This window comes from Gordonia jinhuaensis (assembly GCF_014639795.1).
Classification (GTDB): domain Bacteria; phylum Actinomycetota; class Actinomycetes; order Mycobacteriales; family Mycobacteriaceae; genus Gordonia_B; species Gordonia_B jinhuaensis.
In genome coordinates this window covers 47977-72053 of sequence record NZ_BMGC01000001.1, presented here as the reverse complement: position 1 = coordinate 72053, position 24077 = coordinate 47977, and the positions used below count along the sequence as shown (strand labels likewise).

Annotated in this window: 17 protein-coding genes and 1 pseudogene; 7 read left to right on the top strand and 11 right to left on the bottom strand. The window is 67.0% G+C overall.

Going from position 1 to position 24077, the window contains the following annotated elements; all coding sequences use genetic code 11:
* Positions 1–4: 4 nt before the first annotated feature.
* On the top strand, positions 5–1204 hold the full coding sequence (locus tag IEW22_RS00290) for an ABC transporter ATP-binding protein (protein ID WP_188584587.1): 1200 nt from the start codon (positions 5–7) through the stop codon (positions 1202–1204).
* A gap of 40 nt (positions 1205–1244) precedes the next feature.
* On the opposite strand, the gene IEW22_RS00285 is transcribed toward IEW22_RS00290, so the two are convergent.
* Both IEW22_RS00285 and IEW22_RS00280 read right to left on the bottom strand, forming a co-directional pair.
* Entirely contained in the window at positions 1245–2114 is an 870-nt protein-coding gene (locus IEW22_RS00285) for a chromosome partitioning protein ParB (protein ID WP_188584586.1), read from the bottom strand.
* Positions 2104–2859: a metallophosphoesterase family protein gene (locus tag IEW22_RS00280; protein WP_188584585.1), complete on the bottom strand. Its 756-nt coding sequence runs from the start codon at positions 2857–2859 to the stop codon at positions 2104–2106. The genes IEW22_RS00285 and IEW22_RS00280 overlap by 11 nt, the downstream gene beginning before the upstream one ends.
* A 120-nt stretch (positions 2860–2979) precedes the next feature.
* Here IEW22_RS00280 and IEW22_RS00275 point away from each other — a divergent pair, with 120 nt between their 5' ends.
* Positions 2980–3585, top strand: coding sequence for a suppressor of fused domain protein (locus tag IEW22_RS00275; RefSeq protein WP_188584584.1), 606 nt, complete (start codon positions 2980–2982; stop codon positions 3583–3585).
* Positions 3586–3644: 59 nt separating this feature from the next.
* On the opposite strand, the gene IEW22_RS00270 is transcribed toward IEW22_RS00275, so the two are convergent.
* Positions 3645–4712: a magnesium and cobalt transport protein CorA gene (locus IEW22_RS00270; RefSeq protein ID WP_188584583.1), complete on the bottom strand. Its 1068-nt coding sequence runs from the start codon at positions 4710–4712 to the stop codon at positions 3645–3647.
* A gap of 243 nt (positions 4713–4955) precedes the next feature.
* Between IEW22_RS00270 and IEW22_RS00265 the strand changes: the two genes are divergently transcribed.
* The gene (locus IEW22_RS00265; protein WP_188584582.1) at positions 4956–5825 is read left to right on the top strand and encodes a glycine betaine ABC transporter substrate-binding protein; all 870 of its coding nucleotides are present in this window, start codon (positions 4956–4958) and stop codon (positions 5823–5825) included.
* Positions 5826–5982: 157 nt separating this feature from the next.
* Here IEW22_RS00265 and IEW22_RS00260 read toward each other — a convergent pair whose 3' ends face one another.
* Together IEW22_RS00260 and IEW22_RS00255 are read right to left on the bottom strand one after the other, a co-directional pair.
* Positions 5983–6840, bottom strand: coding sequence for an SDR family NAD(P)-dependent oxidoreductase (locus IEW22_RS00260; RefSeq protein WP_188584581.1), 858 nt, complete (start codon positions 6838–6840; stop codon positions 5983–5985).
* Positions 6837–8315, bottom strand: coding sequence for a flavin-containing monooxygenase (locus IEW22_RS00255; RefSeq protein ID WP_188584580.1), 1479 nt, complete (start codon positions 8313–8315; stop codon positions 6837–6839). The genes IEW22_RS00260 and IEW22_RS00255 overlap by 4 nt, the downstream gene beginning before the upstream one ends.
* Positions 8316–8408: 93 nt before the next feature.
* On the opposite strand from IEW22_RS00255, the gene IEW22_RS00250 reads away from it, so the two are divergent.
* Entirely contained in the window at positions 8409–9041 is a 633-nt protein-coding gene (locus IEW22_RS00250; protein ID WP_229742043.1) for a TetR/AcrR family transcriptional regulator, read from the top strand.
* Between the two features lie 113 nt (positions 9042–9154).
* On the opposite strand, the gene IEW22_RS00245 is transcribed toward IEW22_RS00250, so the two are convergent.
* From IEW22_RS00245 to IEW22_RS00230, 4 genes are all read right to left on the bottom strand, one after another.
* Complete coding sequence (locus IEW22_RS00245) at positions 9155–13057, bottom strand: multifunctional oxoglutarate decarboxylase/oxoglutarate dehydrogenase thiamine pyrophosphate-binding subunit/dihydrolipoyllysine-residue succinyltransferase subunit (protein WP_229742066.1); 3903 nt, start codon at positions 13055–13057, stop codon at positions 9155–9157.
* Positions 13058–13300: 243 nt separating this feature from the next.
* Positions 13301–17299, bottom strand: coding sequence for an ABC transporter ATP-binding protein (locus IEW22_RS00240; RefSeq protein ID WP_229742042.1), 3999 nt, complete (start codon positions 17297–17299; stop codon positions 13301–13303).
* On the bottom strand, positions 17296–18120 hold the full coding sequence (locus IEW22_RS00235; RefSeq protein WP_308421335.1) for a hypothetical protein: 825 nt from the start codon (positions 18118–18120) through the stop codon (positions 17296–17298). Before IEW22_RS00235 ends, IEW22_RS00240 begins: the two co-directional genes overlap by 4 nt.
* On the bottom strand, positions 18117–19223 hold the full coding sequence (locus tag IEW22_RS00230; protein ID WP_229742041.1) for a glutathione S-transferase family protein: 1107 nt from the start codon (positions 19221–19223) through the stop codon (positions 18117–18119). Before IEW22_RS00230 ends, IEW22_RS00235 begins: the two co-directional genes overlap by 4 nt.
* A 212-nt stretch (positions 19224–19435) precedes the next feature.
* Between IEW22_RS00230 and IEW22_RS00225 the strand changes: the two genes are divergently transcribed.
* The 3 genes and pseudogenes from IEW22_RS00225 to IEW22_RS00215 all read left to right on the top strand — a co-directional run bounded on the left by IEW22_RS00225 (position 19436) and on the right by IEW22_RS00215 (position 22395).
* Positions 19436–20119 carry a PadR family transcriptional regulator gene (locus IEW22_RS00225; RefSeq protein ID WP_188584577.1) on the top strand — a complete coding sequence of 228 codons (684 nt, stop codon included), beginning with the start codon at positions 19436–19438 and terminating at the stop codon, positions 20117–20119.
* Positions 20120–20123: 4 nt separating this feature from the next.
* Positions 20124–21642, top strand: a pseudogene (locus tag IEW22_RS00220) (MFS transporter).
* A gap of 114 nt (positions 21643–21756) precedes the next feature.
* A complete protein-coding gene (locus IEW22_RS00215; protein ID WP_407066589.1) occupies positions 21757–22395 on the top strand; it encodes a TetR/AcrR family transcriptional regulator in 639 nt (212 codons plus the stop codon).
* Between the two features lie 49 nt (positions 22396–22444).
* On the opposite strand, the gene IEW22_RS00210 is transcribed toward IEW22_RS00215, so the two are convergent.
* Positions 22445–23488, bottom strand: coding sequence for a molybdopterin-dependent oxidoreductase (locus IEW22_RS00210; protein WP_308421334.1), 1044 nt, complete (start codon positions 23486–23488; stop codon positions 22445–22447).
* Entirely contained in the window at positions 23422–24066 is a 645-nt protein-coding gene (locus IEW22_RS20435; RefSeq protein ID WP_308421333.1) for a hypothetical protein, read from the bottom strand. Before IEW22_RS20435 ends, IEW22_RS00210 begins: the two co-directional genes overlap by 67 nt.
* Positions 24067–24077 lie beyond the last annotated feature (11 nt).

The window sequence follows — 24077 nt, the reverse complement described above, 5'->3', positions numbered from 1 at the left end:
TCCAATGGCCGAAATCGTTCTCGATCACGTGAGCAAGCGCTTCGCCGACGGTTCGCTGGCGGTCGACGACATCGACATCACCATCGCCGACGGCGAGTTCGTGATCCTGGTGGGGCCCTCGGGCTGTGGAAAATCCACCACACTCAACATGATCGCCGGCCTCGAGGACATCTCGTCGGGTGAGCTGCGCATCGGTGGCGAGCGGATGAACGAGAAAGCCCCCAAGGATCGTGACATCGCGATGGTGTTCCAGAGCTATGCGCTCTACCCGCATATGAACGTGCGGCAGAACATCGCCTTTCCCCTGACCCTGACCAAGATGTCGAAGTCGGAGATCAACGCCAAGGTCGACGAGGCCGCGCGCATCCTCGACCTGACGCCGTTCCTCGACCGGCGGCCGTCGAGCCTGTCGGGCGGTCAGCGCCAGCGCGTCGCGATGGGTCGCGCGATCGTGCGCTCTCCCAAGGCTTTTCTCATGGACGAGCCGTTGTCCAACCTCGATGCCAAGCTGCGCGTGCAGATGCGGACAGAGATCTCGCGTCTGCAGGACCGGTTGCGCACCACCACCGTCTACGTGACACACGACCAGACCGAGGCGATGACGCTCGGTGACCGGGTCGTGGTGCTGCGCACCGGCCGTGTGCAGCAGATCGGCACGCCGCAGGAGCTTTATGACACCCCGACCAACGTCTTCGTCGCCGGGTTCATCGGTTCGCCGGCGATGAACTTCCTCAGCGGCAACCTCACGTCGTCGGGCGTGCGCACCGCACTCGGCGAGATCCCGCTCGCCGATCACGACGAGGTGAGCGGCGCCGCCTCGTCATCGCAGAGCGACGGGTCGGTGCTCGTGGGGATCCGGCCCGAGCATTTCGAGGACGCCCGACTGGTCGACCCGGCGGTGGCCGCCCGTGGCGTCACGTTCACCGCGAAGGTCGACGTGCTCGAGTCGATGGGCTCGGACAAGTACGCCTACTTCACCGTGGACACCGAGCGTGCCGCCAACGATGCGCTGATCGAGCTCGCCGCCGACTCGGGTGCCGAACTCGGTGGCGGGCAGATGATCGCGCGGCTGTCCCCGGAGTCGCGTGCCGCCCGCGGCGAGCAGATCGAGCTGGTCTTCGACCCCGCGAAGATCTCGGTCTTCGACGCCTCCGGTGGTCACAACCTGCGGGTCGCACAGCCCGTTGCGGCCGGGGCGCGCTGAGCGTCCGGGATCATCACCTCGGCGACGTCTGCGGTGACCGTCACGGCAGACGTCGCCGCCTGCGGTGGTCTCGTCGTTCGCGGAGTTCGTTGATGATCTGCTCATCCCAGACATGGCTGCGGACAAGGCGATAGCGCTCGGAGGCCAGCCACATGTACAGCTCCGCATCGCTGGTGTTCTCATCACCGATGCCGGCGCGCCTGGCCATCCGCACCACCGGGAGGAATTCCTCACCGAACCAGCGGCGCGCCACCTCCGCACGCGTGAGGAACTCGCCGGTCTCCTGGATCAGCCGAAACCCCCACGCCTCCACCGCCTCGGCCATCTCGGCGTAGTCGAAGGGATCGGTGACGGTGATCGCCGAGGCCTGTGTCTGCGGTAGCGGAACACGACTCAGGAACAGTCGGCGGTGGTCTTTGAGCACCAGATCCGACGGCGCCCGGATACCCTCTGGTGAGATGCGGGTGTGGATCTCGGTGACGTAGGCGTCGATCACCTTGTCGTGACGCGCGATCGCGATCGACACCCGGTGGTGACCGTCGACGACGAAATGCATCGACCCGATCCGGTACAGGACCACCGGCGGGACGGCCTCACCGCGACGTTGCGCTGCGGCGAGTCGTTGCCACCGTGCGCGGACATGCGGTGAGGTGGGCCGGAAGTAGCGGTCGAAATCCCTTGTGCGGTCGACACTTCCCACGATCGACGAGATTTCCACCGACTGCAGTCCCAGATAGGTCTCGCCGGTGCGGCCGAGTGCGGAGACCACGTCGTCGAAGGGAAGCACGGTGTTGACGTCGGCGGGCTGGCGGCGCAGCCACGCTCCCAGACGCGACAGCTCGGCCTGTCTGCGCAACCTGCTGAAGTCGTTCTCCGCGTCGGCATCGGGGAATCCCGTGTCACGTGCCACGTCTGCGCCTCATGATCGCCAAAGAGTCACCGCCAGGGTCGATCTCGAACAAACAGTACCCGACGGTGTTGATACACGGGGTCGACTCGGCGTTCCCGCGTGCTCGCCGCCAGCTGATCGCGCGCTCTGCGGCGGGCCGGCCGTGCGGGTGGATGTGACCGTGGATCAGCACCTGCGGTGTGAGGGCCCGGACGAGTCCGACGAAGCAGGCGAAGCCGCGGTGCGCCGGGTCGGGGGCGTCGCCGAATCCGCGTGCCGGGCTGTGGGTGAGCAGAACGTCGATCGCGTGGACGTGGCTTCTCATGCGTTCGCCCGTGCGGCCGGGGCGGATGAACCGTGCTGCCAGCACGCGCACCGCCAGTCGGGCCGCGCGGATGCGCATGGCCGACTCGCGGTACTGGTTGGGGCCGTCGCTGTAGCGGATCGATCCGCCGAGCCCGGCGATGCGCAGCCCGGCGACGGTACGCACCCGGCCGTCGAGCGCGATCGCACCCAGCGGTCCGGGATCGGATGCCGGCATACCGGCGCGGGTCCACCCCGTGCGGCCGCGGCGGTACCCGCTCAGATCCGGATCATGATTGCCCGGGACGTAGGCCAGCGGGGCATTGCAGCTGATCATCAGCGACTCGAGGTAGTCGAACGGCAGATCACCCGCCGCGAGGATCAGATCGGGTCTCATCTCGGCGGCAGCCCCGAGCAGGAGACTGTCGACGATCTCGTCGGAGACCGCGAGCACCCGCACCATGACAGCCGACCCTATCGCGGTCGTCGAGGCGGCACCTGGACAACCCGCACGCCGGGGCGTCCGGCGGGGCATGCGAACCCGGCGGGCCGGCACAGGTGCACATCGGGTTTACTGGGCCAGATGAGCGGCGACGTCACGGATCTGGTGGAGGCACATCTCCGGGAGCACCTGTCCGGTGAACCCCAGCGCGCCTCGGTCACCTTCCTGGGTGTGGAGCCGATCGACGTGTTGCTGTTCGCCGAGCCTGTCGGCGCCGGTGTGCAGGCGACCTACGCCTCGGTGGGATGTTCGCGTCATCCGATGAGCGATCCGCTCGACATCCATGCCGACCCCGAGGCGGGACCCCGCGCGGAGGTCCTCATTCGCCTGACGGTGAGCGGGCCGATGCGCGGACTGCACCGCAGCCTCGCCACGATCGCGGCCGCGCCGTCGGTGGAGGGACTCGTCCTCGGCGCCGACGCATTGATCGACCTCGGCGAACCCCTGTGGGACGGTTCGGTGTTCACCGCCGTGGTGCTCGCCGACCTGGAAGGCCCCGATCTCGAACTCCCCGATCTGGACCTACCGGGCCGCGCTGAGCCGGTGCATTTCCTACGGGCCATCCCCATCACCGCCAACGAGGCCGCCTGGGTGCGCCTCAAGGGTGTCGACGCGCTGCGCGTCGCATGGGCGGAAGCCGGCATCGACATCAACGACCCGCAGCGGGCCGCGGGCACCCCCAGCTGAGTGTCTGCCGGGTGACGGCGTCGCCGAAGGGCCGACCCGGGTCGTCGCAGCCCGGCGTTTCAGAGCCAGCGGTTCTTGCGGAACACCCACCACAGGCCACCGCAGACCGCGAGCAGCACGATCATCAGCACCCAGAAGCCGTAGCGCCATTCGAGTTCGGGCATGTACTGGAAGTTCATGCCGTAGATGCCCGCGACCACGGTCGGCACCGACGCGATCGCGACCCAGGCGCTGATCTTGCGCATGTCGGTGTTCTGCTGGATACCGACCTTCGCCTGGGCGGCGTCGAGAAGTGATTCGAGGACGTCGTCATAGCCGGCGATGCGTTCGGAGACCATCTCGTGGTGGTCGGCGACGTCGCGGAACAGTCGTCGGATCTCCTTGTTCACCAGCGGCTCCTCCGACGAGGTGAGTCGTTGCAACGGCCGGGCGAGCGGTTCCACCGATCGACGCAGTTCGATGATCGCGCGTTTGAGCATGTAGATGGGATCGATGTCCACGCTGCGTTCGGGCGTGAAGATGTTCTCCTCGGCGGTGTCGACGTCGACCTCGAAGGACTCCGCGACCTCCAGATAGGTGTCGACCACCAGGTCCGCGACGGCATGCATCACGAAGTCGGGTCCCAGTGCCAGCCGATCGGGGCGCTCTTCGAGCCGCCGCCGCAGGCCGGTGAGATGGGTGTGCTCGCCGTGGCGGACGGTGATGACGAAATCGCGGCCGGTGAACACCATCAGCTCACCGGTGGCGACCACCTCTTTGCCTTCCGCGGCGTCGTGTTCGACGTATTTGACGGTGCGCAGCACCAGGAACTTGAGCTCGTCGTACAACTCGAGTTTGGGACGTTGATGGGCGTGCACGGCATCCTCGACCAGCAACTCGTGCAGTCCGAACACCTCGGCGACCCCCGACATCTGTCCCTCGTCGGGTGCGTGCAGACCGAGCCACACGAATCCGCTGCCGCGTTCGCGGATCACCTCGAGGGCTTTCTGATAGGAGAAACGGCCGCGCAGCCGGTGGCCGTCGACGTAGACGCCGCAGTCGACGACGGCCCGTTCGACGGGCACGGGGATATGTGGTTGCGGTCGCGGCTCCCTGCCGCGGGGTCGCAACGACGGCATGGATGGCATCGGCACATCACCTCCCGGTTCGCGTGGGTACCCTGATCGATCCCGACCGCTTCCGGTGGTCGACGTCGTGACCGCCGGAGGTCGGCGCTGCACTGCAACGGATCGACCATGACGATCGCTGACATCGTAACCGTGCTCGTGGTGTCGATCCCGCCTGATGTGTCTCCCTCCGGGTGTGCCTGATCCTGGACGCGGCCTCACACCCTGACATCGCGGCAGCGCGTGTCGACTACGTTGACAGTCGTGATCTCGCGTCGACTGGTCGTACTCGTGGTGATGATCGCTGCCGTCTGCGGGATGCTCGCCGGCTGCGATGACGAGCGAACCGCGCGCCACGAGCTGGTGGTGGGGTCGGGATCGGCGCCGGCGGACCGTGTGGCCGCCGCGATCTACGCCGGGGTGCTCAGGCATGCCGGCGCCGATGTGTCGGACCCACCGCGTATCGCCGACGTGCGCGCGTTGCTCGACCGGACAGCGACCGGCGATATCGACCTGTTTGCCGGGTATTCCGGACAACTACTCGACGTGCTGGTGCCGCAGTCATCGGCGATGTCGTCAGATGATGTCTATGAGGAGCTCAATCGGGTTCTCCCGCAAGGGGTCTCGGTGGGTGATGCGACTCCGGTGAACAATGTGGTGCAGGTGGTGGTCGCCAAGTCGGTGGCGGCGTCGGCATCGGCGCGGTCACTGGCCGACTGTGCGATGCTTCCGGCGCAGATGCAGGTCGCGACCACCGACGACGTACGTGCGTCGGGACTGGCGCTCATGGACGCCACCGGATGCCGACACGGCGCCACGCTCACGCAGCCGTCGAGCAGCGCCGTCGCCGACCACGTGGCCACCGGACGCTTCTACGGACTCATCGCGGCGGTGGACCCCGGCGCCGGTGACACGAGACTGCAGGCGCTCACCGACGACGGCGATCATCAACGTGCGCAGAACCTCGTGCCGGTGTTCCGGTCTGCCTCGCTGACCCGCGAGGAGTTCAAGGCCATCAACCGGGTGGCCGGTGAGCTCACCACCGCCGATCTCGCGACCATGGCTGCCGATGCGGCATCGGGCGGGCGTGCCGACGACATCGCCTCGCGCTGGCTCGGTGAACACAGCCTCTGAGGGCGTTTGCGTCCTGGACGAGCGGATCGAACCGGGATATCCGAAGACCCGGTGTCGCCACCTGGACAGGTGGCCACACCGGGTCTCCTCGGCATCACGGTGCACTCGCGTAGCACCGCCACTGCCGTCGAGCACTCCCGCCGGGAGGCGTGCGCGCTCAGCCCACCTTCGCCTGCGAGGGGGTGAGTTTCGCCCGCTTGAGCGCAGTCTTGGTCACCTTCGCCACGATCGGGATGTAGTACGACGCGGTGATCCGCACGAACAGGTCGAGGAACTTCGCGTCGGCACCGACCAGCACGCGGGAGTGGTTGCGCTCCACCGCCTTGAGGATGATCTCGGCCGCTTTCGAGGAAGAGGTGGTCGCCAAGTACTTGTCGAACAGTGCCGCTGTGCTCTTCTGGTCATACCCCTGGGCCACCGTGGCGTTGCGGGCGATCGCGGTCTTGATGCCGCCCGGGTGCACGCACGTCACCTTGACCGGGTGGCCGGCCACGCGCATCTCCTGATTGAGCGATTCGGTGAATCCTCGCACGGCGAATTTCGCGGAGTTGTAGGGCGCCTGTCCGGGCTCGGACAGAATGCCGAACAACGAGGAGGTATTGACGATGTGACCCTCGCCCGAGGCGATGACATGCGGGAGAAAAGCCTTGGTGCCGTTGACGACTCCCCAGAAGTCGACATCCATCACGCGCTCGAAGTCCTTGAACTCCGTGCGTTCGATCTCGCCGTGATAGGCGATGCCGGCATTGTTGAACACGATGTTGACCACGCCGAAGTGGTCGACCACCTGCTCGGCGTAGTCCAGCACTGCCTCGCGTTCGGCGACGTTGAGCAACGCCGAATGAACTTCTCCGCCTGCGGCTTTCACCAATCGCTCGGTCTCGGCCAGGCCGGCCGGGTTCATGTCGGAGATGGCGACCTTGGCGCCCTTGCCGACCAGTTGGATCGCGAGGTCTCGACCCATACCCGATCCCGCACCGGTGACGACGGCGACTTTGCCTGAGAAACTGGTCACGCTGAGATCTCCTCCCGCTCGCGGGTGATGGTGTAGGCGTCGGTATCGAAGGTGCGCAACGAATTACGGAACCGGAAGGTGAATCCCGGCCACACCGTCGTGACGTTGCCATCGGCGTCCTTGTACCAGGACGAGCACCCTCCGGCGATCCACACGCTGCGGCGCAGTGTCTTCTGAATGGACGCGTTGTAGGAATCCTGGACGTCGGCCTTGACGTCGATCGTCGAGATCGACTGGGAGCGGATCTTCTTCAGTTCGTCGACCAGATAGTTCAGCTGCGACTCGATCATGTACACCATCGAGGTGTGCCCGAGTCCGGTGGCCGGCCCGATCATGAGGAACATGTTGGGGAAGCCGTGGACGGTGGATCCCTTGTAGGCCTTCATGCCTGCCGACTGCCAGGTCTCGGCCAGTGAGCGACCACCACGTCCGACGATGTGCTCGAAGGTGGGCGAGTCGGTCACGTGGAAGCCGGTGGCCACGACGATCGCGTCGACCTCTCGTTCTTCGCCGTCGACGGTCACGATGCCGGTCTCGGTGACGTGCGAGATGCCGTCGGTGACCACCTCGACGTTGTCCTGTGCCAGTGCCGGGTAGTAGAGGTTGGACAGCAGGATCCGCTTGCAGCCGGGCTTGAACGTGGGGGTGACCTTCTCGCGGAGCGTCCGGTCGGAGATGGCGCGTGCGATGTTCGCCTTGCCGGCGCGCACCGCGGGCTTGAGGACGTCGGGAGCGTAGGTGAGACCGAAGGACACCAGCTCGTGAGCCGAGTAGATGCCCAGTCGGCACAGCTTCTGGTAGCCGGGGATGTTCTTGAACGCCCAGTGTTCGAGGCCCGTGTACGGGCGATCGGCGCGCGGCAGCACCCACGGCGCGGTCCGCTGGTAGACGTCGAGATGTCCGACCTTGTCGGCGATGCCGGGGATGATCTGGATCGCCGAGGCGCCGGTGCCGATCACGGCCACCCGCTTGCCGGTGAGGTCGTAGTCGTGGTTCCAGCGCGCCGAGTGGAAGATCTCGCCACCGAACTCGTTGATGCCCTTGATGTCGGGCAGGTTCGGCTCGCACAGCGGTCCGACCGCGCCGACGAGGTACTTCGCGGTGTACTCACCGGCGTCGGTGTCGATGGTCCACCGTTGCGAGGTGTCGTCCCAGCGGGCGTCGCGGACCTCGACTCCGAACCGCGTGCGGGAGCGGATGTCGTACGTCTCGGCCACGTCGTTGATGTACTGGTGGATCTCGGGCTGCTGAGAGAACGATCGCGACCAGTTCGGGTTGGGTGCGAATGAGTAGGAGTAGAGGTGCGACGGCACGTCACATGCGGCTCCGGGGTAGGTGTTGTCGCGCCACGTCCCCCCGAAATCGCTGCCTCGATCGAGGATGACGAAGTCCTCGAACCCGTTCTGCTGCAACTTGATTGCCGCACCGAGACCGGAGAATCCGGCGCCGATGATGGCGATTGTGACATCGGTCATAGGAACGATCGTAGAGCCGTATTGACCGGACGTCAATACGTTGTTGTCTCGTGGTCAGTAGCTTGTTGTCTCCAGGTCAGTAAGATGAGGGGCATGTCGGTGAAGCGGACCAGGATGACCCCGCAGGCACGTCGTCAGCAGTTGCTCGACGCGGCGCTGCAGATGGCCAACGACCAGCCGATCGACGAGGTGACCGTGGAACTGGTCGCCGAGGAGGTCGGTGTCTCGCGAGCGCTGATCTTCCACTACTTCGACACCAAACAGGATTTCCACGTCGAGCTCGCACGGGCGCTCAGCGATCGGCTGCTGGCCTACACCGATCCCGATCTGACGCTCGACGACCCCATCGAGGTACTGCGGGGGACCATCGAACGCTTCGTGGACTTCGTGACAGAGAATCGCGGGGCATATCTGTCGCTGCTTCGGGGGACCCCGACGAGCGGACCCGAGATGAGTCAGGTCTTCGAGGACACCCGGGCGGCCATGGTCGCCCGGACGTTGCGATATGTGAGCCTGGCCGAGGTGGAGGCCACGCCGCTGGTGGAGCTCGGGGTCAACGGGTGGATGGCACTGGCGGAGGATGTGATCTCGCGATGGCTGCGCGACCCGATCGTCAGCCGGGATGAGCTGCTGGACCTCGTGACCACGTCGCTGCCGATGATCGGTGTCGCGGCCGGTCTGGTGCCCGCCGGACTGCTCGGATTCCAGCCCAGCTCAGCGGGGTAGGAACATGCGGCGGTAGGGATCACATGGTGAGGGGCCCGTCCGGAGTGAATCCGGACGGGCCCCGTCGTCATACTTCTCGCTCAGGCGTCACTCGAACGCCTGACGCGGAGGCGTCACTCAAACGCCTTGTCGATGATCTCCTGCTGCTCGACGGCGTGAACCTTCGACGAGCCCGACGAGGGTGCGGACATGCTGCGCCGCGAGATGCGCTTGAGTCCGGAGAAGTAGTCGGGCATCAGCTCGGGCAGGTTGAGGCCGAAGTACGGCCAGGCGCCCTGGTTCGCCGGCTCCTCCTGGACCCAGAACACTTCCTTGCGGTTCGGGTACTTGTCGAGGGTCTGGGGCAGTCGCCGGTAGGGCACCGGGTAGAGCTGCTCCACGCGGACCACTGCCACGTCGTCGCGCTTGTCGCGCTCCTTGCGGGCGGCGAGCTCGTAGTACAGCTTGCCGCTGACCATCAGCACCCGGGTGACCTTGTCGCGGTCGCCGGTGGCCTCGGAGTTGGACAGTTCGCCGCCGCCGGGGAAGCTCGGGTCGTCGATGACCGACTGGAACTTGCCCTGGGTGAAGGCCTCGACGGGGGAGACCGCCGCCTTGTTGCGCAGCATCGACTTCGGCGTGAAGACGATCAGCGGACGGCTGATCCCGTCGAGGACGTGACGGCGCAACAGGTGGAAGTAGCTCGCCGGTGTCGACGGCAGGGCCACGGTCATGTTGCCCTCGGCGCACAACTGCAGGAAGCGTTCGATACGACCCGACGTGTGGTCGGGACCCTGCCCTTCGTGGCCGTGCGGCAGAAGCAGCACGACGTCGGACAGCTGACCCCACTTGGCCTCGCCGGAGGAGATGAACTCGTCGATCACCGACTGCGCGCCGTTGAAGAAGTCGCCGAACTGGCCTTCCCAGCACACGAGCGCATCCGGGCTGCCCACCGAGTAGCCGTATTCGAAGCCCATCACCGCGTACTCCGACAGCGGCGAGTCGTAGGCGAGGAAACGTCCACCGGGGTGGCCGTCCTCGTCGCCGGGTGCGGCCACCGTGTTCAGCGGGGTGTACTCCTCGCCGGTCTTGCGGTCGATGAGCACCGAGTGGCGCTGGGTGAACGTGCCACGACGGGAGTCCTGACCCGACAGGCGGACCGTACGGCCCTCGTGCACCAGCGAACCGAATGCGAGCAGTTCACCGAATGCCCAGTCCACATGGCCTTCGCGCGACATCTCCAGACGGCGCTTGAGCACCGGCTTCACCCGCTGGTGGACGGTGAAGCCTTCCGGCGGGTTGCCGAAGGCATCGCCGATCGCATGCACCGTGTCGATCGAGACCGACGTGTCGAGATGAGTGGGCAGCGGCTGGTCGTCCTGCACCGACGGGGACGGCTTGGGCGTGTACTTCTCGAGCTCACGCACCTCGTTGAAGACGCGCTCGAGCTGACCCTGGTAATCACGCAGGGCGTCCTCGGCCTCCTTGGTGGTGATGTCACCACGTCCGATGAGGGCTTCGGTGTAGCTCTTGCGGACACTCTTGCGGGTGTCGATCACGTCGTACATCGCCGGCTGCGTCATCGACGGATCGTCGCCCTCGTTGTGGCCGCGACGGCGGTAGCACACGAGGTCGATCACGACGTCCTTGTGGAAGCGCTCGCGGTAGTCCACGGCGAGTTTCGCCGCCCACACGCAGGCCTCCGGATCGTCACCGTTGACATGCAGGATCGGTGCGCCGATCATCTTCGCGACGTCGGTGGAGTACTCCGACGAGCGGGAGTGCTCGGGTGCGGTGGTGAAGCCGATCTGGTTGTTCACCACGATGTGCACGGTGCCGCCCACGCGGTAGCCGCGCAGCATGGCCATGTTCAGCGTCTCGGCGACCACGCCCTGACCTGCGAAGGCGGCGTCGCCGTGCAGCATCAGCGGCAAGACGGTGTAGGCACCCTCACCCAGGTTGATGTTGTCCTGCTTGGCGCGCACCAGGCCTTCGAGAACCGGGTCGACGGCCTCGAGGTGGCTGGGGTTGGCGGTGAGCGAGACGTCGATCTCGTTCTCGCCGAACATCTGGTAGTACTTGCCCTCGGCCCCGAGGTGGTACTTCACGTCGCCCGACCCGTGGGCCTGCGACGGGTTCAGATTGCCCTCGAACTCGGTGAAGATCTTCGAGTAGGGCTTGCCGACGATGTTGGCCAGCACGTTGAGGCGGCCGCGGTGCGGCATACCGATCACGACCTCGTCGAGGCTGTACTCGGCGGCCTGGTCGATCACCGCATCCATCATCGGGATCGTCGATTCGGCACCCTCGAGCGAGAACCGCTTCTGACCGACGTACTTGGTCTGCAGGAAGGTCTCGAAGGCCTCGGCGGCGTTGAGCTTGGACAGGATGTACTTCTGCTCGGCGACCGAGGGCTTGACGTGCTTGACCTCGACGCGATCCTGGATCCACTTCTGCTGCTCGGGCTCGAGGATGTGGGTGTACTCCACACCGATGTGCCGGCAGTAGGCGTCGCGCAGCACCGACAGCACGTCGCGCAGCGTCATCTTCTCCTGGCCGTGGAAGCCGGCCACGTTGAACGTGCGGTCGAGATCCCACAGGGTCAGGTCGTAGGTGAGGACGTTGAGGTCCGGATGTGCCGCACGCGCGTCGGAGTCGATCATCAGCGGATCGATGTCGGCCATCAGATGGCCCCGATTGCGATATGCCGCAATCAGTTCCATCACCTTGGCGTTCTTGTCGACCGACTTCGGCGAGATGTCCTTGCGCCAGCGGACCGGCTCATAGGGGATGTGCAGCGAGGTGAAGATCTCGTCGTAGAAGTCATCGGAGAGCAACAGCTCGTGGATCTTGCGCAGGAAGTCGCCGGACTCGGCGCCCTGGATGATGCGGTGGTCGTAGGTCGACGTCAGCGTCATGAGCTTGCCGACGCCCAGTTCGGCGATCTGCTCGTCGGAAGCACCCTGGAACTCGGCCGGGTATTCCATCGCGCCGGCACCGATGATGGCCCCCTGACCCTTCATCAGGCGGGGGACCGAGTGCACGGTGCCGATGGTGCCGGGGTTGGTGAGCGAGATGGTCACGCCGGCGAAGTCGTCGGCGGTCAACTTGCCGTCGCGGGCGCGACGCACGATGTCCTCGTACGCGTCGTGGAACTCATTGAAGTTCTGGGTCTCGGTGCCCTTGATCGCGGCGACCACCAGCGAGCGGCTGCCGTCCTTGTTCTGCAGGTCGATGGCCAGACCGAGGTTGGTGTGCGGCGGCGTCACCACATTGGGCTTGCCGTCGATCTCGGCGAAGTGCCGGTTCATGTTCGGGAAGCTCTTGACCGCCTGGACGATCGCGTAGCCGAGGATGTGGGTGAAGCTCACCTTGCCGCCGCGTGTGCGGGCGAGGTGGTTGTTGATGACGATGCGGTTGTCGATCATCGCCTTGGCCGGGATGGCGCGCACGCTGGTTGCCGTCGGGGTCTCCAGCGAGGCCGACATGTTCTTGGCGATCGCCGCCGCCGGGCCACGCAGGACCTTGCGCTCCTCCTGGGCAGCAGCGGGCTTGGCCGCGTCGTCGGCCTTGGCCTTCTTCTCGGCTGCAGCGGGGGTGGTGTCCTTGGCGGCGGGTGCGGTTGCGGTACGGGCGGAGGCGCCGGAGCCGTCGCGCGTCACGGTGGCCTTGCCCGAGGCGGCCTTGGTGGCCGGGCTCTCGGTGGGTCCACCCGATGCAGGCCTGCTCGCGCTGCTCGACGGGGAGTCGGTCGTGCCGTTCGCCGGGGCCCTGTGTGCCGACTGGGGAGCGGCTGACGTGGGTGCAGCTGACTTCGGTGCAGCTCTCTGGGGGGCGGCGCTCTTCGGAGCGTTGCCGTTGCCGTTCGTGCTGCCCGAGGCGGCGCTGCCGTTGCCATTGGTCGAGGGCCTGTCGACGGTGGCGGTCGCCGTGGCCGATGCAGTGGTGGCTCCGGCCGTGCCTGGCTGATAGTTCTTCAGGACGTCATGCCAACTCGGGTCCACCGAGTTCGGGTCCTTCTTGAAACGCTGGTACATTTCGTCGACCAGCCATTCGTTTTGACCCCAGTCGTTCGGCCCCAAATCCGATTCCGAGCTGCTCACCTCAGTGCTTCGCCTCGATTCCCTATTGCGTTTCGTATCAAGCTGTGATGTGACGGTGTCACGCGCGCGCGCGACAGTCGTGTCGCGGTTCCTGTTAGAGGGTAGACCCCCCGGTGTGGGCCTGCCATGTCCCGGTCACGCCCGACGGGCCGGCCCAAGCGCGCAGGTGAACACGGGTCACACCGGCCGTGACGAGGAATCCACGACGTCGACTGCCGGTGACGTTCCCGCAACCCACAGGTCGCGATACCTTCCCTTCAACGCGATCAGCTCGCGATGTGTTCCGAGCTCCACGATCCGGCCGGCGTCCACGACCGCGATCTGATCGGCGCGCGCCGCCGTGGCCAGTCGATGCGCGACCAGCACGGATGTGCGGTGGGAGGCCAGTTGCGCGCCGGCGCTGAGAACGCGGCGTTCGGTGGCCGGGTCCAGGGTCGCCGTCGCCTCGTCGAGCAGCAGCAGGTCGGGGTCCACGAGTTGGGCGCGCGCCAGTGCGATCAGCTGACGCTGCCCGGCCGACAGGCCCTGCCCGCGCTCGCCGACCGGCTGGTTCATTGCACCGGGCAGCGCGGCGATCATCTCCAGCGCGCCCACCGCGGTGGCGGCCGCCTCGATGTCCTCACGAGGGGCGTCGGGGCGGCCGTAGGCGATGTTGGTGGCCACGGTGCCGGTGAACAGATGGGCTTCCTGCGGGACCACACCGAGGCGGGCGCGGTAGTCGAGCAGGCCGAACCGGCGGACGTCGGTGCCGTCCATCGTCACCTCGCCGGTGGTGGGGTCGTAGAACCGTGCGAGCAGTTTGACGATGGTCGACTTGCCGGCTCCCGTCCGCCCGACCAGTGCGAGCGAGGAGCCGGCCGGGATGTGCAGGTTCACCTGAGACAGGGCATCGGTGGCCGCCCCGGAGTAGCGGAACGACACCTCGCGCAGCGCCGCGTCGCCGCGGAACCGGTCGGGGCGCTCGAGTCGCTCGTCGCCGGTGGCGATGTCGAGGCTGGACGGCGTCCGCAGCAGTTCGCCGATCCGGCGCAGACCCACCGCGGCCTGCTGATAGCCGTCGAACACCTGCGAGAGTTGCTGGACCGGTCCGAACAACATCGCCAGATACAGCACGAACGCCACCAGCGTGCCGGGACCGGTGCTGCCGGTGGCCACCTGATGGGCGCCCAGCGCGATCACTCCCGCGGTGGCCAGATCCGACACGAAGGTGATGAAGGGGAAGTACACCGAGATCGCGCGCTGCGAGGTCATCCGGGCTCGCACGTAGTCACGGGCGCGCCGGCCGAAGCGGCGTTCGGCGATCTGGGTGTGCCGGTAGATACGCGTCGTGCGCAGGCCACCGATGTTCTCCTGGAAGTCGGCGTTGACACCGCTGACGATCTCGCGGGAACGCGCATAGGCGACCGAGGAGATGCGCCGGAAGATGATCGTCGCGACGATCAGCGGCGGGAACACCGCCAGCATCGACAGTCCCAGGGTCAGGTCGGTGAGCAGCAGTGCCACCGCCACGCCGAGGATCGTCAGCACCGCGACCACCGCCTGCGACAGCCCGGTCTGCAGGAAGGTCGACAGTGCGTCGACGTCGGTGGTCATCCGGGTCATGATGCGTCCGGAGAGTTCGCGCTCGTAGAAGTCCAGACCCAGTCGCTGCAGATGAGCGTAGGTGCGGATGCGCAGATAGAGCAGGATGCGTTCGCCGCCCCGTGAACTCGTCATCGTCATCGCGGCGGCCGCGAACCAGCCGAGGGCCACGAACGCCAGCCCCCACAGACATGCCGTCCACATCGACCCGGCGTGTCCGTCGGTTGCCGCGTTGACGGCCACACGTGCCACCGACGGGTACACCAGACCTGAGAGGGTGTCGATGGCGATCGCGATCACCGCCGCGATGAGCAGCCAGCGCACCGATCGCAGCAGGCCGCGCAGTGAGAACGGCCCGTCGTCGGTACGTGCGGAGTCGATCGATGCCGGTGCCTGTTCGTCGGCGGGTGGCAGTGCGGCGACCTCGTCGAGCAGTTCGCGGGACGCCGGCATCGACCCCAGTGCGCTCGACATGCCACCGCCGCGCCCGCCCCGACCGGCGGTGGGTGCCGGGGCGCTCGGTCGGTCGCGGGTCGGCGTCGGGAGCTCGTCGGCGTCGGGCCACAGGTCGACGGTCGACGCGGTCCTCGACGCTGGTCCGGTGCTGTCGCCCTCGCGGTTCTTGGTCTCGGGGTTCTCGCACTCGGGGTTCTCGCACTCGGGGTTCTCGGCCGCCGCGATCTGCAGCGTCCCCTCGCGATCGGGGGTCCGGTCGAGGTCGGCGGCGCTCACCGGGTCGAAATCGGCGGGTTCGTAGCTCATGAGAGACCGGAACAGCTCGCACCGGGCGTCGAGCTCGTCGACGGTGCCGATGTCGGCGACCCGGCCGTGGTCGAGCACCGCGACCCGATCGGCGAGAGCCAGGGTCGATCGACGATGGGCGATGACGATCATCGTGCGCCCCACCCGGTCGCGATTGCGGGCGCGCAGCTCGTCGAGGATGGCCACCTCGGTCACCGCGTCGACCGCCGACGTCGCGTCGTCGAGGATCAGCAGTCTCGGGTCGGCGAACAGGGCGCGCGCGAGAGCGATGCGCTGACGTTGCCCACCCGAGAGGGTCAGGCCGCGTTCGCCGACGACCGTGTCGTATCCGTGCGGCAGCGCGTCGATGAACTCCGCGGCAGCCGCGCGTCGGGCCGAATCGGCGATCCGCGGCATCGCCGGTGCGACGTCGTCGTCGACGAGGTCGATGTTCGAGGCGATCGAGGCGGAGTAGAGGAACGGCTCGTCGTAGACCACGGTCAGCGCCGAGTAGAGCTGGTCGACGGCCACATCGTCGAGGGGCATGTCGTCGAGGGGGTGGTCGGAGTCACCGGCGATGAGGGAGATGGAGCCGGAGTCGGGGCGATAGAGCCGAGCGATCAGCGAGGCGATGGTGGACTTGCCCGAGCCGGGGCCGCCGACGATCGCCACGCATTCGCCGGGCGCCACCGTGAGGTCGAATCCGGCCAGGACTGCGGGAGTGGAGTCGGTGTGCGGCGCCCCGCCCTCACGCGCTCTGGCCTCGTCGACGACCGGGTCGGACACGCCGGTCGACTCGTATCCGTCAGGGGAGTAGCCGTAGGAGAAGTGCACGTCGGTCAACCGCACCCCGACCGGTCCGTTGGGGAGAGTGCCGGTGCGCTCGAGTCCGGGGTCGGTGGGGTAGTCGATGACCTCGTAGACGCGCTCGACGGCCGCGCGTGCGAGTTGCCCGCTGACCACCAGGTTGGTGAGCAGACGGGCCAGGCTGGTCATGGTCGCCACGTAGGTGGCGAATGCGAGGAAAGTGCCCACGGTGATGTGGTGATGCAGGGTGAGATAGCCGCCGAGTGCGATGATCGCGATCGTGCCCAGCTGAGGGATCGACGACATCGTCGGTGCGAAGCGCGCGTTCACGCGCGCGGCGCGCATACGCAGCGAGTACAGGCGCCTGCCATGTCCGTCCAGGGTGTCGACCTCGCGACGTTCCTGACCGAAGCCCTTGACCACGCGGACACCGGTGACGGTCTCCTCCACGTGCTGGGCGAGATCGGAGGCCTGCTGTTGGGCCGACCAGGTGGCCGCGAACAGCTTGCGCCGGTTGTGCCAGACCACCAGTGCCACCGCGGGCACGTTGAGCAGGGCGATCAGCGTCAGCAGCGGTGACAGGTACAGCATGATCCCCAGCGCCAGCACCACCTGCACCAGCGCACCGAGCGACAGCGGCACCATCGCGAGCAGACCCTGGATCATCTGCAGGTCGGAGATCGAGCGCGACACCACCTGCCCGGTGCGCACGGTGTCGGCGGACCTGCCGTCGAGTCCGAGGACGGTGTGCAGCAGCCGCACGCGCAGATCGTTCTGGACCTCCAGCGACAACTGCCCGGCGTTGAGTCGCCGGGCGTACTGGCAGGCATAGCGCACCACGGCCAGCACCACGAGGATCGTGACGATGGTGGCGATCGTCATCCGGTGCGTGGCGTCGCCGGTCGCCACGTCGACGGCTGCCTTGGTGAGCAGTGGTGCCACCACTTCGATCCCGACCCCGACGAGCGTCACCGCCATCGTGATCGTGACGAGTTTGCGGTGGGACAGGCAGTCGGCGGCCAGCGTCGAGATCCAGCCCGTGCTCACCGGTTGTCGGACTCCTGGTGTGCGCCACCGTGGCCGGCGTCAGCAGGGTTCACAGCACCAGCAGGATCCACAGGGTCGGCAGGGTTCACTGGGTCGGCGAGGTGCCCGTCGATCACCGGCCAGGTCCTCGGCGGGGGACCGAAGGCGTCACGGGTGTTGCCGACCACCGACTGTCCGAGGGCGCGGTTGCCCGCTCCGCCGATCACCGCTCCGATCCCGGCGGGCAGCATCTTGCCCAGCGCCAGTGGGGCCTTGCGTACCAGCGTCTTGCGCGTGAGCAGCTTGAGCAGTGCGCGGTTGACACCGACCACCCGTGAGGAGGCCATCGACCCCAGTCCGAACCGTCGGAGCGGACCGACCCGCGTCCCGAGCGCGGCGGCCAGCGTGACCAGCCCCTCGTCGCCGAGGATCGCGCTGAGCACCAGCGTCTTTCGTAGTTCCTGATCACGTGGGGAGATGCCGTGCACCTCGGCGATCGACAAGGCCAGAAGCGCTGACGCCTCGACGAAGAAGGCCGACTCCGCGCCGAGTGCGGCGACGGTCCCGAGTGTGCCGATCCCGGGCACGGCCGCAGTCGCACCCACCCCGGCGCCTGACCCGGTGACCGCGAGTGTGTAGCGCTTCTCCAGACGTCCGATGATCTGCGCGGGCGTCTCGTCGGGGTGGGCCTGACGCAGCGCGCGCACGTAGGCCGCGACCGCGGGTGCCTGCAGCCGAGACCCGTGATCGACGATCGTCGTGAACCATTCCCCGACACGGTCGACGGGTGAGCGGCCCGGCAGCATGTGTCGGGGAGTCGGTGTGGTGGCGGAATCGCTCATCGAGTCGTGGTCTCGTGACCGGATGCGGTGTTGACGCCACCCGACAACGGCACCCAGTGGTCGGCCGGGACCACCTCTGCGGGGATCGGCGGTGGCGGCGGGGTCCCCTCACCGAACGGGCGTCCGCCGAGCTTCTCCCGTCCGTGCGGGGTCAGCCAATTGGTCAGGTCGGGTCCCTTCGGGACGATCTGCGTGGGATTGATGTCGCTGTGGACGATGTAGTAATGCTGCTTGATCTGGGTGAAGTCGACGGTGTCGCCGAATCCCGGGGTCTGGAACAGGTCGCGCGCGTAGGCCCACAGCACAGGCATCTCGCTGAGCTTGCTGCGATTGCATTTGAAGTGGCCGTGGTAGACCGCGTCGAATCGGGCGAGGGTGGTGAACAGGCGGATGTCGGCCTCGGTGATGGTGTCACCGACGAGGTAACGCTGGCGCGCCAGCCGGTCGGAGAGCTCGTCGAGTTTGGTGAACAACCGGTCGTAGGCCTTGTCGTAGGCATCCTGGCTGCCGGCGAAGCCGCAGCGGTAGACCCCGTTGTTGACCTCGGTGTAGACGCCCTTGTTGACCGTGTCGATCTCCTCGCGCAGGTCCTCGGGGTAGAGGTCGGGGGCGCCGTCGCGGTGGTAGTCGGTCCACTCGAGTTCGAAGTCGATGGTGATCTGCGGGAAGTTGTTGGTGACCACCGCGCCGGTGGGGATGTCGACGACCGCGGGCACGGTGACGCCCTTGGCGTAGTCCGGGTCGCGTCGGAGGTAGGCGTCCTTGAGCCGGGGGATCTTGAGCACCGGGTCGACGCCGCCCGGGTCGAGATCGAAGGTCCAGCTGTCGGCGTCATGCGTGGGTCCGCACATGCCCATCGAGATCGCGCTCTCGAGTCCGAGCAGTCGGCGCACGATGATCGTGCGGTTGGCCCAGGGGCAGGCCCGCGCGACGACAAGTCGGTACCGACCGGGCTCGACGGGATAGCCGTCGCGGCCGTCGCGGGTGATCCGAGTCTCGATGTACTTGGTGTCCCGGACGTATTCAGACCCCGCTTCGACGTACTTTCCGGGATTCGAACCCGAGGCGGGGGCGCTGGTGGAATCGGTCGACGAGGTGCTCACCGGCTCCAGCCTAGCCACTCTCACCCAGGCATCGATCGTGGCCGGACGAGAAGAAGAGCCGGGTCTGCGACGTGCGCGTTGGAGACTCGGATCATCGACGGGTACGCTCTCCCGGCGAGATAGTCCACGTGGAGTATTCCTTCCGTTATATCCCGCGAGGAATGTCACGGGTTCGCCGAATGCGGTTCCCGAACGCAGGAGGAGGGAAGCCGATGGAGTGTTCACGTGGCGGGCTGAACCCGCTGTCGGTTCTGGTTCTCGGCCTGCTCAACGAGAGATCCCGGATGCACCCCTATGAGATGGTGCAGACGCTGATCGCACGGCATGAGGACCGGTTCGCCAACGTCCGACCCGGCTCGCTCTATCACGCGGTCGACCGGCTCACCGAGATGGGATTGATCCGGGTGGCCGATGTGGAACGCCAGGGAAACCGGCCCGAACGCACCCTCTACGAGACCACCGATGCGGGCGTGGCGGCGATGACCGACCGCGTCGCCGGGATGCTCGCGTCGAGCAAACAGGAGTACCCGGAGCTGTTCCTCGCCGTGGCCCAGGCGCATGAGCTGGACCGTCGGACCGTTCTGGAGATGCTCGCGCAGCGACTGGACGCGATGCGCTCCGAACTCGACGACATCACCGGCGCGCGTCACACACTGCTCGCCGCGGGCAAACCCGAACTGTTCTATCTCGATCTCGGTGTCCGCATCACCACGCTGACCGCGCAGATCGGCTGGCTCGAGGAGCTCGTCGAGGCCATGTCGACCGGCGCGATGGTGTGGACCGACGATCCGGACTTCCGCGCCGGCGACCTGCGTGCCCAGAATGAGCGCGCCCCGGACTCGAGTTCACCGCACCCGCATGACCAACCCGCACCGCGGGACTCCACGAAAGGCTGACCCGATGTCCACCTCAGCTCCCACCGAGGCGCCGCTGACGACGCGCCCCTGGCTGGCGCTCGGAGCGATCTGCTTCGGGTTCTTCATGATCCTCGTCGACATGACGATCGTCGCGGTCGCGCAGCCGAAGATCCAGGAGTCGCTGCACACCGACTTCAACGGCGTGATCTGGGTGACCAGCGCCTATCTGCTCACCTATGCGGTGCCGCTGCTCATCACCGGACGTCTCGGAGATCGCTACGGCCCCAAACTGATCCTGCAGATCGGACTGGTGGTGTTCACCGCAGCGAGTCTGTGGTGCGGTCTGTCGACCTCGATCGGCATGCTGATCGCCGCGCGCGGTCCAGGGACTGGGCGCGGCGTTGATCACCCCGCAGACGATGTCGGTCATCACCCGGATCTTCCCGCCCGAGAAGCGCGGCGCCGCCATGGGCGTGTGGGGCACGGTCGCCGGTGTCGCGACCCTCGTGGGCCCGTTGCTCGGCGGGATCCTGACCGACGCATTCGGTTGGGAGTGGATCTTCTTCGTCAACATCCCGGTCGGGATCGTCGGCATCGTGCTGGCGCAGATCTTCGTGCCCAACATCCCCACGCGCAACCATTCGTTCGACTGGGTCGGTGTGATCCTCAGTGCCGTCGGCATGTTCGCGCTCGTCTTCGGCATCCAGGACGGCGAGAAGTACAACTGGTCGGGCTGGATCTGGGCTCTGATCATCGGTGGACTCGTGGTGATGGCTCTGTTCATCTGGTGGGAGTCGAAGGTCCGCACCGAACCGCTGCTGCCGTTGTCGCTGTTCGCTGATCGCAACTTCACCCTGTCCAACATCTGCATCGCCGCAATGGGTTTCGCGGTGTCGGGGATGATGGTTCCGACGATGTTCTTCCTGCAGCTCGTCGGCGGCATGTCGCCCACGCAGAGTGCACTGATGATGGTGCCGATGGCTGTCGCCACCGGTGTGCTCGCGCCGATCATCGGGCGACTGGTCGACCGGCTGCACCCGCGTCTGATCATCGGGTCGGCGATGGCACTGATGGCGGGGTCGGTGATCTGGCTGGGCATCATCACACGGCCGGAGACACCGGTCTGGTTGCTGCTGATCCCGAACTTCCTGATGGGTGTCGCCAGCGCGGGTATCTGGGCGCCGCTCGCGGCGACCGCGACGCGCAACCTCCAGATGTCGCAGGCCGGCGCGGGATCAGGCGTCTACAACACCACCCGAATGATCGGGTCGGTGCTGGGCAGTGCTGCGGTCGGTGCGCTGCTGCAGACGCGGCTGGCCGACGAACTCCCCGGCTTGAGTGGTTCGGCCGATCACATCTCGGGTCGGCTTCCCGAGTTCGTGCGGTCACCGTTCTCCGAGGCGATGGGTCAGACCCTCTATCTGCCCGGCGTGGTGCTGCTGATCGGCGTGGTCGCCGCGATGTTCTTCGCCCGGCCTCGCCATCTGGGCGTCGCGGCCCAGTCGGCGGCTGCCGCCCGCGCCGACACGTCACGGCCGATCGGCGGAGCGGTGGAGGCCTGACAGGTCACGAGCGGAGGACGCAGAGGTGACCGCAGTCCCGGGTGTGTGCAGCCCGAGCGGCCGAGCACGGGGACCGGAGTTGACGTGCAGCACTCCGACGCGTCTACTGTCCCCATGTTGACCAGGCTGTCCGCCGAGCAGCGCCGCGAGCAGCTGGTCTCCGCGGCGCTGTCGCTGGCACTGCGCCAGGGACTCGATGCGGTCACCGTCCGCGCCGTCGCCGACCAGGCCGACGTCTCCTTCGGCATCGTCCACTACTGCTTCGACAGCAAGGACGCGCTGGTGGCCGCGCTCATCGAGCGGATCATCACCGAACAGCTCGAGGCGTTCACCGGTGACGACGTGCTCAGGTCGATGGCCGAACCGGCCGGCATCGGCGCGCAGGCGTTGGCCGACCGCCTCGACGCCACCATGCTGTCGGTGTGGCGCAAGATCGCCGAATTCCCCGATCGATGGATCCTGCACAGCGAATCGATGGTGATGTCGTTTCGCGCCGAACCGGGCTCACCGCTGCACGGGATCGGGGAGCGGCAGAATCGCATCGCCGAACATTTCGTCGCGCAGTTCCTGCAGGCGGCGGCCGAGGCCTCGGCGATGACGTGGACGGTTCCGTTGACGACGGTGGTCGGTGCTGCGTTGCAGTGGGTCGACGGGATCCTCTACGGCTGGCTCAGCGATCGCGACGACGATGCCGCGCGTTCGGCGTTCGAGCTGCTTACCGGCTGGCTGTGCGGATTCGCCCGCCCGGTCTGAACACCGGCCCGGTCTGAACACCGGTCCGTCTGAACCGGCCGGGGCCGTCTCAGCGCACCGTGACCGAGATGCGGTGCAGGCCGCTCGCGCCGTCGGGGATCGGTGACGCGGTCAACGTGGACTGCGCCACGCCGTTGTGGTCGAAGGCGCGCACCGACAGCGCATGGCTGCCGGAGGTGGCCTGCCAGTTCCACCGCCACAACCGCCAGGTGTCGATGTCGTCGGGCAGCTCGACCACGGCGTCGTTCCAGGGCCCGTCGTCGACGCGGACCTGCACGCGGTCGATGCCGTGCTGTTGGGCCCATGCCACTCCGCCGACGGTGACCATCCCGGGGCGGATCGAAGAACCCGACCGCGGCGTGTCGATACGGGAACTCATCTTGATCGGGCCCTTCTCCGCCCAGCCCCGGTCGACCCAGTACGACGTCGCACGGTCGAATCGGGTGACTTCCAGTTCCACCACCCACTTCGTGGCCGAGACGTAGCCGTAGAGTCCGGGCACCACGAGCCGTGCGGGGTATCCGTGTTCCACGGGAAGCGGCTGCCCGTTCATCGCGACGGCCAGCAACGACTCGCGGCCGTCGGTCATCGCGGTCAGCGGGGTCCCGGCGGTGAAACCGTCGGAGCTGCGCGAGAGCACCATGTCGGCGTCGGCGTGCGGGTGCGCCATCGCCAGGAGGTCGGCCAGTCGGTACCCGGTCCACCGGGCGTTGCCGATCAGATCGCCGCCCACCTCGTTGGACACACACGTCAAGGTCACCAACTTGTCGATCGCGGGCATGCGCTGCAGGTCGGCGAGGTCGATGCGGATCTCGCGGTCGACCATCCCGTGGATCCGCAGCGACCAGTCGGTGCTGCGCAGTCGCGGCGGCTCGAGTGCGGTGTCGATGCGGTAGAAGTCGGCATTCGGGGTGATGTAGGGGGAGATGCCCGGCTGGGCGGTGTCGGGAATCGGCGCAAGGGAATTGGTGGCACGCGGCACGGTGAATTGCGAGCGGTCCGCTCCGAGGTCGGTGCGGCTGCGGCTCAGCGCGCGACCACCGAAGCCGGTGACTGCCGCGACGATCGCCCCGAACCCCATGGCGCGCAGCACCGATCGACGGTTGGCGCTCGCGATGGTGGTACCCGAGGTGTCGGGCGATGGGGAATCCGAAGGCGAGGCTTGGTCATCGTTGCTGTTCGGACCCGTCGAGGCCGTCGGTGCCGGGGACAGGTGGGTGAAGGGCAGCCGCAGAATGCGATGCCGCAGAGCACACCGAGCAGCGTCGGCACCGCCGCGTCCCAGTGGGCGCCTGGTCGACTCGTCGCGCAGATGATCCCGAACACCCCGGCTGCGGCGAACAGTGCGCTGCCGACGGGTGCGCGCTTGCGTTCGAGCACACCGGCGATGGCGGCGGCGATGGTGATCACCACCGCCATCGTGATGAGCAAGACGTTCTTGTCGGAGGTGCCGAAGGTGTCGATGGCGAATTCGCGCGGCCCCGACGGCACGTGGTCGATGATGGCGTTGCCGACGCTGAGGTAAGGCGAGGAGGCGGGGTCGACGACGGCGGCGAGCAGCTCGCCGACGCCCAGCGCGATGCCGGCTGCGATCATCCCGTATACCGCGCGCAGCCCGAGTCGGTGCCCGGTGTGCTGCCGGGTCAGTGGGGAGTGTTCGGTGGTCACCACCGTGTCCAGTA

Bases quoted from the DNA above. Each gene is read 5' to 3' on its own strand.
- IEW22_RS00245 (WP_229742066.1), bottom strand. From the start codon at position 13,057: ATGTACCAGCGTTTCAAGAAGGACCCGAACTCGGTGGACCCGAGTTGG.
- IEW22_RS00275 (WP_188584584.1), top strand. From the start codon at position 2,980: ATGAGCGGCGACGTCACGGATCTGGTGGAGGCACATCTCCGGGAGCAC.
- IEW22_RS00225 (WP_188584577.1), top strand. From the start codon at position 19,436: ATGGAGTGTTCACGTGGCGGGCTGAACCCGCTGTCGGTTCTGGTTCTC.
- IEW22_RS00255 (WP_188584580.1), bottom strand. From the start codon at position 8,315: ATGACCGATGTCACAATCGCCATCATCGGCGCCGGATTCTCCGGTCTC.
- IEW22_RS00215 (WP_407066589.1), top strand. From the start codon at position 21,757: ATGTTGACCAGGCTGTCCGCCGAGCAGCGCCGCGAGCAGCTGGTCTCC.
- IEW22_RS00270 (WP_188584583.1), bottom strand. From the start codon at position 4,712: ATGCCATCCATGCCGTCGTTGCGACCCCGCGGCAGGGAGCCGCGACCG.
- IEW22_RS00280 (WP_188584585.1), bottom strand. From the start codon at position 2,859: ATGGTGCGGGTGCTCGCGGTCTCCGACGAGATCGTCGACAGTCTCCTG.
- IEW22_RS00290 (WP_188584587.1), top strand. From the start codon at position 5: ATGGCCGAAATCGTTCTCGATCACGTGAGCAAGCGCTTCGCCGACGGT.
- IEW22_RS00250 (WP_229742043.1), top strand. From the start codon at position 8,409: ATGTCGGTGAAGCGGACCAGGATGACCCCGCAGGCACGTCGTCAGCAG.
- IEW22_RS00235 (WP_308421335.1), bottom strand. From the start codon at position 18,120: ATGAGCGATTCCGCCACCACACCGACTCCCCGACACATGCTGCCGGGC.